Annotated in this window: 7 protein-coding genes; 5 read left to right on the forward strand and 2 right to left on the reverse strand. The window is 72.7% G+C overall.

Going from position 1 to position 15,113, the window contains the following annotated elements; all coding sequences use genetic code 11:
- Positions 1–104: 104 nt before the first annotated feature.
- Together ABZ208_RS16095 and ABZ208_RS16100 are read right to left on the reverse strand one after the other, a co-directional pair.
- Positions 105–1,619 carry an alpha/beta hydrolase gene (locus ABZ208_RS16095; RefSeq protein ID WP_356910184.1) on the reverse strand — a complete coding sequence of 505 codons (1,515 nt, stop codon included), beginning with the start codon at positions 1,617–1,619 and terminating at the stop codon, positions 105–107.
- Between the two features lie 147 nt (positions 1,620–1,766).
- Complete coding sequence (locus tag ABZ208_RS16100) at positions 1,767–4,589, reverse strand: lysylphosphatidylglycerol synthase transmembrane domain-containing protein (RefSeq protein WP_356910104.1); 2,823 nt, start codon at positions 4,587–4,589, stop codon at positions 1,767–1,769.
- Positions 4,590–4,795: 206 nt separating this feature from the next.
- Between ABZ208_RS16100 and ABZ208_RS16105 the strand changes: the two genes are divergently transcribed.
- The 5 genes from ABZ208_RS16105 to ABZ208_RS16125 all read left to right on the forward strand — a co-directional run bounded on the left by ABZ208_RS16105 (position 4,796) and on the right by ABZ208_RS16125 (position 15,100).
- The gene (locus tag ABZ208_RS16105; RefSeq protein WP_356910105.1) at positions 4,796–5,179 is read left to right on the forward strand and encodes an MGMT family protein; all 384 of its coding nucleotides are present in this window, start codon (positions 4,796–4,798) and stop codon (positions 5,177–5,179) included.
- Between the two features lie 158 nt (positions 5,180–5,337).
- Positions 5,338–9,093: a UvrD-helicase domain-containing protein gene (locus tag ABZ208_RS16110; RefSeq protein WP_356910106.1), complete on the forward strand. Its 3,756-nt coding sequence runs from the start codon at positions 5,338–5,340 to the stop codon at positions 9,091–9,093.
- A 107-nt stretch (positions 9,094–9,200) separates the two neighbouring features.
- On the forward strand, positions 9,201–10,022 hold the full coding sequence (locus ABZ208_RS16115; RefSeq protein ID WP_356910107.1) for a hypothetical protein: 822 nt from the start codon (positions 9,201–9,203) through the stop codon (positions 10,020–10,022).
- A gap of 118 nt (positions 10,023–10,140) precedes the next feature.
- A complete protein-coding gene (locus tag ABZ208_RS16120) occupies positions 10,141–13,692 on the forward strand; it encodes a UvrD-helicase domain-containing protein (RefSeq protein WP_356910108.1) in 3,552 nt (1,183 codons plus the stop codon).
- Between the two features lie 10 nt (positions 13,693–13,702).
- Positions 13,703–15,100, forward strand: coding sequence for a dipeptidase (locus ABZ208_RS16125; RefSeq protein WP_356910109.1), 1,398 nt, complete (start codon positions 13,703–13,705; stop codon positions 15,098–15,100).
- Positions 15,101–15,113 lie beyond the last annotated feature (13 nt).

Consider the following 15,113-nt stretch of genomic DNA (forward strand, 5'->3'; position numbering starts at 1 on the left):
TGTGTGCAGGGCCCCGGCCCGACTCGGTCCGGGGCCCTTGCGCGTGCACCACGGGTACCTGGCAGCGTGCGCCGGGACGCCGGCGTCCGCGGTCCTGGGCGCGGTCACTTGCACACCGTCCCGTCGGCCGGCACCTTCCCGTTCAGGAGGTAGCCGTCCACGGCCCGCTTCACGCACGCGCTGCTGCCGTACGCGCCATGGCCCTGCCCCCGGTACGTGATCTTGATGCCGACGCCCTTGCCGAGTTCCTCGGCCATCGCCTGCGCGCCTTTGTAGGGCGTCGCAGGGTCTCCGGTGTTGCCGATGACGAGGATGGGGGGCGCGCCCGGCGCGCTGACGTCGGGGGTGTTCCAGGCGCCGGGCACCGGCCACTTGGTGCAGCTCATCAGCCCCCAGCCGAGGTACTCGCCGAAGACCGGCGAGGTGCTGCGGAACTCCGGCAGCCGCGCCTTGGTCTGTTCGAGCGTGAAACGGGACTTGGAGTCCGCGCAGCCGATGGCCGTGCCGGCCGGCTGGATGTTGCTGTACTGGCCGTTCTCGTTGCGGCCGTTCATGGCGTCGGCGAAGGCCAGCAGCAGCGCGCCGTTGCCGCCGTCGGCCTCGTCGAGGCCCTGTTCCAGCAGGCTCCAGTACTCCCGCGAGTACAGGGTCTGCGCAATGCCGGTGGTCGCCAGTGTCGACGTCAGTTCCCGGTCGCCCGAGCCCGGGATCGGTTTCTTCTCCAGCCTGTCGAGGAGGGCGATGATCCAGTCCTGGATCTCCTGCACGGTGGAGCCGGGCACCAGACAGGCGTCGCCGCGCGCCACGCAGTCCCTGGCGAAGTTGGTGAGGGCCAGCTGGAAGCCCTGGGCCTGGCCGAGCGAGCCCTGTTCGGCGTTCTCGGCCGGATCCACGACGGCGTCGAACACCGCCCGCCCGATCCGCGCCGGGAACAGGTGCGCGTACACGCCGCCGAGTTCGGTGCCGTAGGAGATGCCGAAGTAGTGGAGCTTGTCGTCGCCGAGCACCGCCCGCATCAGATCCATGTCGCGGGCCGTCTCGGTGGTGGCGACATGGGGGAGCACACTGCCGGAGTTCTTCTCACAGGCGTCCGCGAACGAGGCGAGCCCGTCGACGAAGGTCTCCTGCTCCGCGGCGTCGTCGGGTGTCCCGTCCTCGGCGAGGTAGGCGTCCATCTGCTCGTTGTCCAGGCACTCCACCGGCGCGCTGCGGCCCACCCCGCGAGGGTCGAAGCTCACCAGGTCGTACCTGGTCTGCAGGGCGCCGTACTCCTCGGCGGCCGCGGGGAGGGTCTGCACGCCGGAGCCACCGGGTCCGCCGAAGTTGAAGATGAGCGAGCCGATCCGGTTCGCGGTGTCGAGGGCCCTGGCGCGTATGAGGGCGAGTTCGATGGTCTCGCCCTCCGGGTCGTCGTAATCCAGTGGGGCATCCATGAACGAGCATTCCCACCCGGTGCCCCCGGGCAGCGGTGACGGCGGGGTCCCGCCGCCCTCCGCCTCCGAGGGCGCCGGACAGGGGTGCCACTCGAGTGTCTGGGAGGCGAAGTCCCTCGCCTCGTCCTGGTTTCCGTCGCCGTCGGAGCAGCCTGCCGCCGCCAGGAGCGCGGCGGCGGTGGCCATGGCTATGGAGGTGCGACCACGTGCGCCACCCCGCACCCGGACGGCGGCGGAGGAGGAAGTCGGCATGCCGCCATCGTGCGCCGTCCGGCCGTCGCCCGCACGGGCGACAGGTCCATGCGGGTGGCTTGACCGGGCCGGTCGATGTGTCTAGAGCAGGCCCTTGCGCGTCAGGTGGTTGAAGGCGAACCACCCGGGCAGCACCGGCAGCCACAGCGTCAGCATCCGGTACAGCAGGACCGCGGGGGCTGCCACGTCCTTGGGCAGTCCCACCAGGAGCAGACCGCCCACCAGCGCGCCTTCGACGGCGCCCACGCCGCCCGGTGTGGGGGCGGCCGAGCCCAGCGCGTTGCCCGCCAGGAACACCACGGCGATGGCGGCGTAGCTCACCGGCTGGACACCGTCTCCGAAGGCGCGGATCGATGCGTCGAGGCACATCACGAACACACCGGTGAGCAGCAGCATGCCGCCGATGCCGGTGAGCAGCTTCAAGGGCCGCTGCAGCACGTCGAGCATGCGCGGCACCACGCCCGCGAACAGCGAGCGCAGTCGCGTCGAGACGAACTTCCGCAGGAACGGGATCGCCGTGACCACCAGCACCAGCACGGCGACCGTCAGCAGACCGGCGATCACCGTCCTCGACGGGGTGAACGACGCCGTCCGCTCCGTACCCGTCAGATAACCGAAGGACAGCAGCAGGAGGATGTGCGCGCCGAGCCCGAACAGCTGTGAGGCGCCCACGCTCGCCACGGCCAGTCCGGGCCGTACGCCGGAGCGCTGCAGGAAGCGCGTGTTGAGGGCGACCCCGCCGACCGCCGCCGGGGCGACGATCTTGACGAAGGACCCGGCGACCTGAGCGAGGACCGTACGCACGAAGCCCACCCGCTCGGGTACGAAGCCGAGCAGGCTCATCGCGGCGGCCAGGTAGCTGAGCGCGGAGAACGCCACCGCGGCCGCCACCCACCCCCAGTGGGCCTGCGAGAAGATCGTGCCGAAGTCGATGCCGGCGAGCTGCGAGAGCAGGAAGTACGCGGCGACCGCGCCGGCGAGGAGGCTGACGAGGGTGCGCGGCTTGATCCGCTCCAGGCGGACCGGCTCGACGGGGGCCTGCGGCCTGATCAGCAGCACCTGGTGGCGGATCTGGGTCAGCAGATCCTCCTCGCGCGCGCCTTCCATGGCCACGTCCATGGCCCGTTTGTCGGCCTGCTTCTCGGCGCGCTCGGTCTTGCGAGCCGTCCTGCGGTCGTCGTCGGCCGGCTCCTCGTGCGCCCGGGCCTGCCGCGCGGACGCCGATGCCTCCAGCACCGCCTCGCGCTCGCGCTGGGACCGTTCGCGCGCGAGCCTGCGCAGCGTCGCCCGGGACGAGCGGCTGAGCGCGATCGGCTGGAGCAGGGGCAGACAGTCGGCGACCGCGTCGGGGCCGAGCACGGCGACGGCGCCGGCGACGGCGCGTTCGGCGCCGATCCGCAGCCCCAGGGTGGTCAGCAGTTGCGCGATGTCCATGCGCAGGACCACGTCACCGGCCGCGATCTCGCCGCCGCGCAGATCCGTGAGGATCACCCGGCCGTTCGCGTCGAGCAGGATCGAGTCCCCGGTGAGCCTTCGGTGCGCGATGCGCCGCGACTGGAGCGCCTGTACCTGGCGCCAGGTGCCGCGCACCACGTCGTCGGTGATCTCGCCGTCGTCCAGCGAGTCCAGGGTCCGGCCGCCGAGGTGCTCGTACACCAGCATCACCGCGTCCGGGCCGAGCTCGGAAGTGGCGATCAGCTTGGGGGCGTTGGCTCCGGCGGCGATCGCCGCGTACGCCAGCAGTGCCTCCTGCTCCAGAGCCTGGCGCAGCGACTGGATGGAGCGGCGGGTCGTGATCGAGCGCAGCGTCAGCCGGCGCCACACCCGGTAGAAGAAGCCCTGCGCCTGCTGCTCGCGGTCGACGACGGTGACGTCGAGCGGGGGCCCGTCCTCCAGCGTCACCAGATAGCGGCGGCCGCGGTCGCCCTGGTCGGCGGTGTCGTGCCCGCTCTCCTCGGCGCGCATGGCCGTCACCGGGCGGAAGCCGACACGGCGCAGGCCGGCGAGCAGGGTCTGCCCGGTGGGGCGCACATTGGGCGAGCCGACGGCGTACAGCGTGCCGTAGGCGACGGTCCAGCCGAGCAGCACGGTGAGGATGATCGAGAACGGGGTGGTGTAACCGGCGACCAGCATCGCGAAGGCGTCGAGCAGGAGGACCACCCAGAGCACGACGCGCCAGCGGGGTCTGCGGGCCATGCCGACGGCGGTCATGTAGGCGATGACGGGCGCGAGGTAGCCGTGCACGGGGTCGGTCAGCTCGCCGCCGGTCTGGGCCTGGGTCAGCGCGTCCTGGAGGGTGTCGGGCGCGCTCCTGGCGACCCAGAGGTCGGTGGCGAGGGTGACGCCGTGGGCGAGCACCGCGGCGAGTACGCCGTCGGCGATGCGCAGGCCGTCGCGTTTGATCAGCCGCTCGATGGCGAAGGCGACCGGGACGAGCAGGACGGCGATGCTCGACACCAGACCGGCCATCTTGACCAGCAGGTCGGGCGCCTGGCCGGTGCCCTTGCTGATGTCCTGCTCGAGACCGGACGTGGTGCCGTGCGCGAAGGCGGCGACGGCGAGCACCAGGGCGATCGCGAGGACGCCGATGAGCAGCCGCATCAGGTCGGACGGCCGGTGCACGCGGGCGGGCAGCAGCGGCTCGTCGCCGGAGACCCGGTCGGCGCGGATCACCTCGGGGTCGGTGCACGGGTGGGCCCCGTGGGGCAGTGCCCCGGCCCGGCCGCCGGCCGGGTGCTTCGCGTCCGGCTGCTCGGCGCTCGACTGCTTCGGGCTCGACGACTCGTCCTTCGACCGCTCGTCCTTCGACGGATCGGCGCCGGGCCGGCCGTCGGCGGCCGGTGGAACGGGAGATTCCGGGCGCGACTCGGGCTCAGGGGTGCTTGCCGCCTTCGAAGGCTGCACGCCCTGCTCCTTCGCCGTCTCGGTCTCTTCTTGATCTCGTATCACCAGTCACCGCCCGCACGATGGTGGCACGACCGGACGACAGTGGGGGGTATCAGGGTGCATTGCGGGGGTGCGACGTGTGCAAGACACGGCCCTATGTCCCTCATGGCCTGATTCGCCCCTTGTCCGGGGCCCTGTCGGTGGCGTGCGGCAGGATGGGTCGGATGGAGGAGCTGCCGCAGTACGCCGAGTATCCCGAATATGCCGAGCGGGTGCTGGAGGTTGCCGACCTGATCCCATCGGGCCGGGTGATGACATACGGGGACATCGCCGAATGGCTGGGTGAGGGCGGGCCGCGCCAGGTCGGCCGGGCGATGGCGCTGTACGGCGGGGCGGTGCCGTGGTGGCGGGTCGTGCGCGCGGACGGCACTGTGCTGCCCGGCCATGAGATCGAGGCCCTGCAGCACTACCGCGCCGAGGGCACCCCGCTGCGCGACGCCCCGCGGGGTGCCGACGACCACGTGCCGCGCATCGACATGCGACGGGCGCGGTGGGACGGGGTCCACCCGGGAACAGCGGGCGGCGGCAGCGACGGAACTCACATATGACAGCTTCCGCCAAGCGGCGCGACCGCGGGGGACCGCGGGACCGCAGGAGGTACCCGGCGGACCCGCCATCGGTGCTCCCCGCCCTGGCGTAGCGTCGTCAGCGCGCGTCACGATGCGCATTCTCATCACCAGCACACCCACCAGGACCGGCGAACCACGTGAGCTCCTCCTCCACCACCGGGCGTACGCCGTACCCGCAGCAGGTACGGCAGGGGGTTCCCCCACGCCCGCAAGGACGCAGGGGGAGGCCCCCGGGCGCGTACCGACTGGTGCGTACCCCTCCCGGCCCGGTGGATCCCCCCCTCCTGGACGCAGCCCAGCGGGCCGTGGTTGACCATCGGGCAGGGCCGCTGCTGGTCCTCGCCGGGCCCGGCACGGGCAAGACGACCACGCTGGTGGAGGCCGTCGCCGCACATATCGCCAGGGGCGCGGATCCGGCCCGGATCCTCGTGCTCACCTTCAGCCGCAGAGCGGCCGTCGATCTGCGCGACCGGACGGCGCTGCGGCTCGGTGGCAGGCAGGGGCCGCAGGCGACCACCTTCCACTCCTTCTGCTACGCCCTGGTCCGGGCCCACCAGGACGCCGACCTGTTCTCCGAACCGCTGCGGCTGCTGTCCGGTCCCGAGCAGGACGTCGCCGTACGCGAACTGCTCGCGGGGCACATCGGTCTGGAGCGCGCCGGTGTGCCGGGCATCCGTTGGCCGGACGAGCTGCGGGCCTGCCTCACCACGCGAGGCTTCGCGGACGAGGTGCGGGCCGTGCTCGCCCGCAGCCGCGAGCTCGGTCTCGGCCCGGACTCGCTCGCCCGCTTCGCCGCTCGCACCGGCCGTCCCGACTGGGGGGCGGCTGCGGCGTTCCTCGCCGAGTATCTCGACGTCCTGGACCTGCAAGGGGTGCTCGACTACGCGGAACTGGTGCACCGTGCGGTGCTGCTGGCCGAGCGGAGTGCCGCGCCGTACGACTTCCCCTACGACGCGGTGTTCGTCGACGAGTACCAGGACACCGACCCGGCCCAGGTGCGGCTGCTCCGGGCCCTCGCGGGAGGAGGGCGGACGCTGGTGGCGTTCGGCGACCCGGACCAGTCCATCTACGCCTTCCGGGGCGCGGACGTGAACGGCATCCTCGACTTCCCGGACACCTTCCGCCACACGGACGGGACGCCGTCGCAGGTGGCAGTGCTCGGCACATCCCGGCGCAGCGGTGCGGAACTGCTCGCCGCGACCCGGCTGCTGACCCGCCGGATGCCGCTGACCCGCCTTCCCGCGGACAAGGTCCGGGCCCACCGCGAGCTCGGGGCCGTGCGCGAGGGCGGCCGCGTCGAGGCGTACACGTACCCGACGGCCTCGACGGAACTCGACAACATCGCCGACATCCTGCGCCGTGCCCACCTGGAGGACGGTGTCCCCTGGAAGGACATGGCGGTCCTGGTGCGCGCCGGCGGGCGCTCGATCCCGGCGGTCCGCCGCGCTCTGACCTCGGCGGGTGTCCCCCTGGAGGTCGACGGCGACGACGTGGCGCTGCGCCACGAGCCCGCGGTGGCCCCGCTGCTGACGGCTCTGAGAGCGGTGGCGACGGCAGCGGTGACACCTAGGGCGGCGTCGGCCACGGCCGAAGGGGGCCAGGACCCGGGCGAGGGGCGTCCGGAAGCCCGGGGCGAAGCCCTTGCGGGAGCCGGGGAGCCGTCGCCGCAGACCCGTGACGACCGCCCGGGCGCGGGGCACCGGCCGAACGTTTCCGGTCCCGCGTACGCCTCGGCGCAGACCCGCGGCGCAGGACCGGGTGTCGCACAGGCCGCACCAGAGGCCGGACGACTGCCCTCTGCCACGGGCGGGGACGGCACGGTGAAGGACTCGGCCGGTGACGGCGGCCGCCCCGGGGGCGGAGCGGAGGCACCGCCCGCCACGACGACCGCGGACCCGGCGGGCCGGGGAACCGGCGAAGCCGCCCCCGTCGGGCTCAGCACGGCGGCGGACGGCGATATCGAGGTGCAGGCAGCGTATCCCGTGAGCCAGGACGGCGCGGCGCCGGGGAGCAGCCCCTGCTGGCTCGGTACCGAGACCGCCGTCGCTCTGCTCACCTCCCCCCTCGGCGGCATGGACACCGCCGACCTCCGGCGTCTCGGCCGGGCTCTGCGTGACGAGGAGCGCGCAGGCGGTAACCGCGTACCCCCGCCGTCGGACGAGCTGATCGCCCGCGCCCTCGCCGAGCCCGAGCGCCTCGTCGCTCACGACCCCGCGTACGCCCGCGGCGCGCAACGGCTCGGTGCGCTGCTGCGCAAGGCGCGGGAGCTGCTCGCCGGGGGCGGCACGGCCGAGGAAGCTCTCTGGCAGCTGTGGGACGGCACCCCCTGGCCGCAGCGCCTGGAGCGCGCAGCCCGCCGCGGGGGCGCGGCCGGACGTAACGCGGACCGGGATCTCGACGCCGTCTGCGCCCTGTTCGAGACCGCGGCGCGTGCCGAGGAGCGCACCGGCGGCCGGGGCGCGCTGAACTTCCTCGAGGAGCTCGACGCCCAGGACATCGCCGCCGACACGCTCACCAGGCGGGAGGTACGGCCCGACTCCGTACGCCTGATGACCGCCCACCGTTCCAAGGGCCTCGAATGGAGCCTGGTCGTCGTCGCCGGCGTACAGGAGGGTCTGTGGCCCGACCTGCGCCGGCGGGGATCCCTCCTGGAGGCCGACCGCATCGGGCGTGACGGACTCGCCGAGCCCCTCACGCCCGGAGCGCTGCTCGCCGAGGAGCGGCGCCTCTTCTACGTCGCCGCCACCCGCGCCCGCCACCGGCTCGTGGTCACCGCCGTCAAGGCGCCCGCCGACGACGGTGATCAGCCCTCCCGTTTCCTCACCGAACTCGGCGTCGAGCCGCGCGACATCACCGGCCGCCCGCGCCGCCCCCTCGCCGTCGCCGCGCTCGTCGCCGAGCTGCGTGCCACCACCGTGGACCCGGCCGCGACCCCGCAGCTGCGCGATGCCGCGGCCCGTCGCCTCGCGCGCCTCGCCGCGCTCACGGACGACGAGGACCAGCCGCTGGTCCCGGCCGCGCACCCCTACAGCTGGTGGGGTCTGTACGACGCCACACACAGCGCCGTCCCGCTGCGCGACCGCGACCAGCCCGTCACCCTCTCCGGCAGCGCGCTCGACCAGCTGGCCAACACCTGTGCTCTGCAGTGGTTCCTGGGACGTGAGGTGAAGGCCGACGCACCCGCCACCGCGGCCCAGGGCTTCGGCAACGTGGTGCACGTGCTCGCGGACGAGGTCGCGTCCGGGCGGACCCCCGCGGATCTCGGGGTCCTCATGGCACGCCTCGACTCCGTCTGGGACGCGCTCGTCTTCGACGCCCCCTGGAAGTCGCAGCAGGAGAAGGAGCACGCGCGCCTGGCGCTCGAGCGCTTCCTGCGCTGGCACGTCATGGACCGTGGCGGCCGGGAACCCGCCGCCACCGAGCACGACTTCGACGTGACGCTCGAAGCCGGTGAGTACGAGGTCCGTATCCGCGGCTCCATGGACCGCGTGGAGCAGGACGAGCACGGGCGCGCCTATGTCGTCGACTTCAAGACCGGCAAGGCGACCCCCACCAGGGACGAGGTCGCCCGCCATCCTCAGCTCGCCGTCTATCAGCTCGCCGTGCGCGAGGGCGCGGTCGACGAGGCCTTCGGCGGCCACCGGCCCGAGCCCGGCGGTGCGGAACTCGTCCAGCTGCGCCAGCCCGCCGCCAAGAAGGAGGGCGGCGAGGCACTGCCCAAGATCCAGGCGCAGGAGCCGCTCGCGGGGGAGTGGGTGGGAGATCTGCTCGCCACCGCGGCCGGCCGGGTCCTGGACGAACGGTTCACCCCGGCGGCCGGCCAGCACTGCACGCACTGCTCGTTCCGTGCCTCGTGCAGCGCACAGCCGGAGGGCCGTCACATCGTGGAGTGAACACCCGCCGCGTGATGTATGTCACGGGCCGGGCGTGCATCCAAAAGGGGCCTCTCGGCGGTCGCATAAGGGTGCGATCAGCAGGTTCCAGAGGAGAAGAGAGACAGATGGCGGCCAATCGGAGACTCCTGGTTTCGGCGATGGTCTGTGCGACCGCGATCGCCGGACTGTCGGCCTGCTCCAAGAGCGACAGCAACAACGGCGGTTCAGGTGCGGCAAAGGAGCCGACGGCGACCGCGTCGTCCAAGCCGGCGGACCCCTTCAAGGGCCTGAGCGCCGATCAGATCGCCGACAAGGGCATCGAGACCACCAAGGGCGCCACGAGTCTGAGGATGGCCGGCCGGGTCAAGACGGACGGTGACCTGATGGACGTCGACTTCGCGGTCGACAACAAGGGGACCTGCACGGGCACGATGGGCACCGACGGTGCCACCGCCGAGCTGCTGCAGACCGACGACGTGATGTACATGAAGGGCAACGAGAAGTTCTGGACCTCCATGGGCAAGGAGGAAGGATCTTCCGGCGAGGAGGCCACCGGCATCGCCGAGATGCTCAAGGGCCGCTGGATGAAGATCCCCGCCGGTGAGGGGCCGGGCGAGATGTGCGACCTCAAGGGCATGGTCTCCGACATGGACGACGACAAGTCCGAGCGCACGGGCATGACCAAGGGACCCGACGCCGAGGTGGAGGGCGTCCCCGCGGCCGTCGTGGTGAAGAAGAAGGCCGACGGCGAGACGATCGAGATGTACGTGGCCAAGGAGGGCAAGCCCTACCTCCTCAAGGTCCACGTGGTCGGCGGCGACGAGCCCGGCACGATGGTCTTCTCCGACTACGACAAGCCTGTGAAGGCCGTGGCGCCCCCCGCCGACGAGATCGTCGACATGGAGAAGCTGCAGGGCCTGGACGACCAGGGCGCGGGCGCCGCCTGACGCGGCGCGGACGCCCCCGGCCCCTCGCCGGGACCCGGCCGCCCCCGCCTGTGGCGAGCACGGGCAGACGCGGACGGGGGCCACCGTGCTGTCGGTGGTCCCCGTTAGCCTCTCTGGGATGACCGCGCGTATCACCGACCCCGAGCAGCTCAAGGAGCTCCTCGGTATCCCCTTCACCCCGGAGCAGACGGCCTGCATCACCGCACCGCCCGCCCCGCAGGTCATCGTGGCCGGAGCCGGGTCGGGGAAGACGACGGTCATGGCTGCCCGGGTGGTGTGGCTGGTCGGCACGGGACAGGTCGCCCCCGAGCAGGTGCTCGGTCTCACCTTCACCAACAAGGCGGCGGGCGAACTGGCCGAGCGCGTCCGTGCCGCTCTCGTACGGGCCGGTGTGACGGACCCCGACGCCCTTGACCCGGACAATCCGCCGGGTGAGCCGCGGATCTCCACGTACCACGCGTTCGCCGGTCAGCTGCTGACGGACCACGGGCTGCGCATCGGTCTGGAGCCGACCGCGCGTCTTCTCGCCGACGCCACCCGGTACCAGCTCGCCGCACGGGTGCTGCGCGAGGCGCCAGGGCCGTATCCCGCGCTCACCCGCTCCTTCCCGTCCCTGGTCAGCGATCTGCTCGCGCTGGACGCCGAGCTCGCCGAGCATCTGGTGCGCCCCGAGGAACTGGCGGCGTACGACTCCGCGCTGCTGCACACCCTGGAGACCGCCCGGCTCAGCAACGCGGAGCTGCGCAAGGTGCCCGAGGCCGCCGCCGCCCGGCGTGAACTGCTCGACCTGACCGTCCGTTACCGCGCGGCCAAGCGGGAGCGGGACCTTCTCGACTTCGGGGACCAGATCGCCCTGTCCGCCGAGCTCGCGCTGACACGGCCGGAGGTCGGCAGCATCCTGCGGGACGAGTTCCGGGTCGTGCTGCTCGACGAGTACCAGGACACGTCCGTCGCCCAGCGGCTCCTGCTGTCGGGCCTGTTCGGGCAGGGCACGGGGCATGCGGTGACCGCGGTCGGCGACCCCTGCCAGGCCATCTACGGCTGGCGCGGGGCGTCCGTCGCCAATCTCGACGACTTCCCGGCCCACTTCCCGCACGCCGACGGGCGGCCCGCCACGCGCCTCTCGCTCAGCGAGAACCGGCGCAGCGGCGGCCGGCTGCTCCAGCTCGCCAACGGCCTCGCGACGCCGCTGCGCGCCCTGCACGAAGGTGTGGAGGCGCTGCGCCCGGCCCCCGGCGCCGAGCGGGACGGCATCGTCCGGTGCGCCCTGCTGCCGACACACGCGCAGGAGATCGAGTGGCTCGCCGACTCGATCGCCCACCTGGTGCGCACCGGCAAGGAGCCCGGCGAGATCGCCGTCCTGTGCCGTACGGCGGGCGACTTCCCCGAGATCCAGGGCGCGCTGGTCGCCCGTGACGTCCCGGTCGAGGTCGTCGGGCTGTCCGGGCTGCTCCACCTCCCGGAGGTCGCCGACCTGGTCGCCGTGTGCGAGGTCCTCCAGGACCCGGGTGCCAACGCCTCGCTCGTCCGTCTGCTCACCGGGCCGCGCTGGCGGATCGGACCCCGCGACCTGGCACTGCTCGGCCGCCGGGCGCGGCTGCTGGTGCACCGTGCCACGGCTGAGGGCGCCGATCCCGAGCAGCGCCTCGCGGCGGCCGTCGAGGGGACCGACCCGGCCGAGGTCATCTCGCTCGCCGACGCCCTGGACACCTTCCTGGAGTCCGCGGGCGCGGAGGACGACGGCCTGCCCTTCTCGGCCGAGGCCCGGGTGCGGTTCGCCCGCCTCGCCGCCGAACTGCGCGACCTGCGCCGGTCGCTTGCCGACCCGCTGATGGACGTACTGCACCGCGTGCTCGGCACCACCGGCCTCGAGGTCGAACTGTCCGCGTCCCCGCACGCCCTGGCCGCACGCCGCCGCGAGACCCTCGCCAACTTCCTGGACACAGCGGCCGGTTTCGCCGCCCTGGACGGGGAGGCGTCGCTCCTGGCCTTCCTGGCCTTCCTGCGGACCGCCGCGCAGTACGAGAAGGGCCTGGACAACGCCCTCCCGGGCGGCGAGAACACGGTCAAGGTGCTGACCGCCCACAAGTCCAAGGGCCTTGAATGGGACGTCGTGGCCGTCCCCGGCCTGGTCGCCAAGCACTTCCCGAGCGACCAGGCGCGCGAGGCCTGGACCGCCCGGTCCAAGGTGCTGCCGCACGCTCTGCGGGGGGACGCGGCGACGCTCCCGGACATCGCCTCCTGGGACGCGAGAGGACTGAAGTCCTTCAAGGAGTCGATGAAGGACCACCAGCACACCGAAGAACTCCGCCTCGGATATGTGACCTTCACCCGCCCCCGCTCGCTGCTGCTGGGCTCGGGGCACTGGTGGGGCCCGAGCCAGAAGCGCAGCCGCGGCCCCTCGCAGTTCCTCCAGGCGCTGTACGACCACTGCGCGCAGGGCTACGGCGAGATCGAGGTCTGGGCGGACGAGCCGGACGAGGATGCGGAGAATCCGGCGTTGCACGGGACGGCGGCGGACCATGCCTGGCCGCTTCCCCTGGACCCGGCCTCCCTCGCGCGCCGACGTGCGGCGGCGGACACCGTGCTGGCCCACCTGGACACCCTGAGAAACCAGCCGGAGCCGGAGCCGGAGCCGGAGCCGGAGCCGGAGCCGGAGCCCGAGCCCGAGGACGCGGGCGACTGGTGGCCCACCGAAGCCCCGTACGACGACGAGGCCCCACCACCCCCCTACGACGACCTCGGCATCCCCGAGCCCCGCAGCCCTGCTGACGGGGGGACCACCCGGCGCCCGGCTCACCCCGCGTCGCCGCACCCGCACGCGCACGCCGATGCGGGCACCGAGTCGCGCGGTGAAGCCGGCTCTCCCGCAGGTGCGGAGGAGCTTCCCCTCGCTCCCGAAGAGGTCCGCATCACCCCCGAAGGGGTCCGCCTCACCCCGGAAGAGGCCCGCACCATCGCCTCCTGGGACCGCGACCTCGACGCCCTCGCCGGCGAGCTGCGCCGCACCCGCGCCAGTGTGCGTGACGTCCTCGTACCGCCCTCGCTCTCCGCCACCCAGCTGCTGCGCCTCGCCGCCGACCCCGACGGCTTCGCCCAGGAGCTGGCCCGACCCATGCCCCGGCCACCGCAGCCCGCAGCCCGTCGGGGCATCCGGTTCCACGCATGGGTCGAGTCGCGGTTCGAGGAGCTGCCGCTGCCCATGCTGGGCCCGGACGAGCTGCCGGGCGGGGCGGACGGCCCGGACGCGGCCGGCATCGAGGACGAGCACGATCTGGCAGCGCTCAAGGAAGCCTTCGAGCGCACCCCGTACGCACGCCGCACGCCGTACCGCGTCGAGGCGCCGTTCCAGCTCACCCTCGCGGGCCGCGTCATCCGGGGCCGTATCGACGCCGTCTACCGGACCGGAGCGGACACCTACGAGATCGTCGACTGGAAGACCGCACGCAACGGCAGCGCCGACCCCCTCCAGCTCGCTGTCTACCGCGTGGCCTGGGCCGAGACGCACGGCGTCCCGCTGGACGCGGTGAGCGCCACGTTCGTCTTCGTACGCACCGGAGAGATCGTCCGGCCCGACGGCCTCCCCGGCCGCGCCGGTCTCGAACGCCTCCTGATCGGCGGGAGTCCGCACAGCGGGACGGCCGACGAGTCAGCAGTCGGCGCCCGTTAGGCTCAGGAGCATGAGCGACACCCCGGACAACGCCGTCCGTACCTACACGGAGCAGCATCGCGCCGCCTTCATCGAGGCCCTCACCGAGTGGCTGCGCATCCCGTCGGTGTCCGCACAGCCCGAGCACGCCCCGGACGTACGGCGCAGCGCGGAGTGGCTCGCGGCCGCACTCGCCGGGACCGGGTTCCCCGTCACCGAGATCTGGCCCACCCCCGGCGCACCCGCGGTCTTCGCCGAATGGCTCTCCGACGACCCGGGCGCACCCACGGTGCTGGTCTACGGACACCACGATGTCCAGCCCGCCGCCCGCGAGGACGGCTGGCACACCGACCCCTTCGAGCCGCAGATCGGCGACGGCCGGATGTACGGCCGCGGCGCCGCCGACGACAAGGGACAGGTGCTCCTTCACACGCTCGGTGTGCGGGCCCACCTCGACGCCACCGGCCGCACCACGCCCGCGGTCAACCTGAAGCTGCTGATCGAGGGCGAGGAGGAGTCCGGCTCCCCGAACTTCCGCGCGCTCGTCGAAGAGCACGCCGAGCGCCTCGCCGCCGACGCCGTGATCGTCTCGGACACCGGCATGTGGTCCGAGACGACCCCGACCGTCTGTACCGGCATGCGCGGTCTCGCCGACTGCGAGATCACCCTGTACGGGCCCGACCAGGACATCCACTCCGGCTCGTTCGGCGGAGCCGTACCCAACCCGGCGACCGTCGCCGCCCGGATCGTCGCGGCGCTGCACGACGAGAACGAGCACGTCACCGTCCCCGGTTTCTACGACGGCATCGCACCGTTGACCGACGGCGAGCGCGAACTGCTCGCCGAGCTGCCCTTCGACGAGGAATCCTGGCTGCGCACCGCCAAGTCCCACGGCACCCTCGGTGAGAGCGGCTACTCCACACTTGAGCGCATCTGGGCCCGCCCGACCGCCGAGGTCAACGGCATCGGCGGCGGCTACCAGGGCCCCGGCGGCAAGACGATCATCCCGTCGTCGGCGATGGTCAAGCTCTCCTTCCGGCTCGTCGCGGGACAGGACCCGGACAAGATCGAACGCGCGATCACGGACTGGGTCGCACTCCAGATCCCGGCCGGCATCCGCCACGAGATCGAGTTCGGCGCGGCGACCCGCCCCTGCCTGACGCCTCTGGACCACCCGGCTCTGCAGTCGGTGGTACGGGCCATGAGCCGCGCCTTCGACGGTCACAAGATCCGCTTCACCCGCGAGGGCGGTTCGGGACCGGCCGCCGACCTTCAGGACGTGCTGGCCGCTCCCGTGCTGTTCCTCGGTATCTCCGTACCGTCCGACGGCTGGCACGCGCCCAACGAGAAGGTCGAGCTGGACCTGCTCCTCAAAGGCGTGGAGGCGGCCGCCCACCTGTGGGGCGACCTGGCCGAGGCCCTGCGCTGAACCGCAATCCATC

It is taken from the genome of Streptomyces sp. NPDC006208, assembly GCF_040613775.1.
Classification (GTDB): Bacteria; Actinomycetota; Actinomycetes; order Streptomycetales; family Streptomycetaceae; genus Streptomyces.

What these genes read in the sequence shown, in the direction of transcription:
- ABZ208_RS16125 (WP_356910109.1), top strand. Translation starts at nt 13,703, where the DNA reads ATGAGCGACACCCCGGACAACGCCGTCCGTACCTACACGGAGCAGCAT.
- ABZ208_RS16105 (WP_356910105.1), top strand. Translation starts at nt 4,796, where the DNA reads ATGGAGGAGCTGCCGCAGTACGCCGAGTATCCCGAATATGCCGAGCGG.
- ABZ208_RS16095 (WP_356910184.1), bottom strand. Translation starts at nt 1,619, where the DNA reads ATGGCCACCGCCGCCGCGCTCCTGGCGGCGGCAGGCTGCTCCGACGGC.
- ABZ208_RS16120 (WP_356910108.1), top strand. Translation starts at nt 10,141, where the DNA reads ATGACCGCGCGTATCACCGACCCCGAGCAGCTCAAGGAGCTCCTCGGT.
- ABZ208_RS16115 (WP_356910107.1), top strand. Translation starts at nt 9,201, where the DNA reads ATGGCGGCCAATCGGAGACTCCTGGTTTCGGCGATGGTCTGTGCGACC.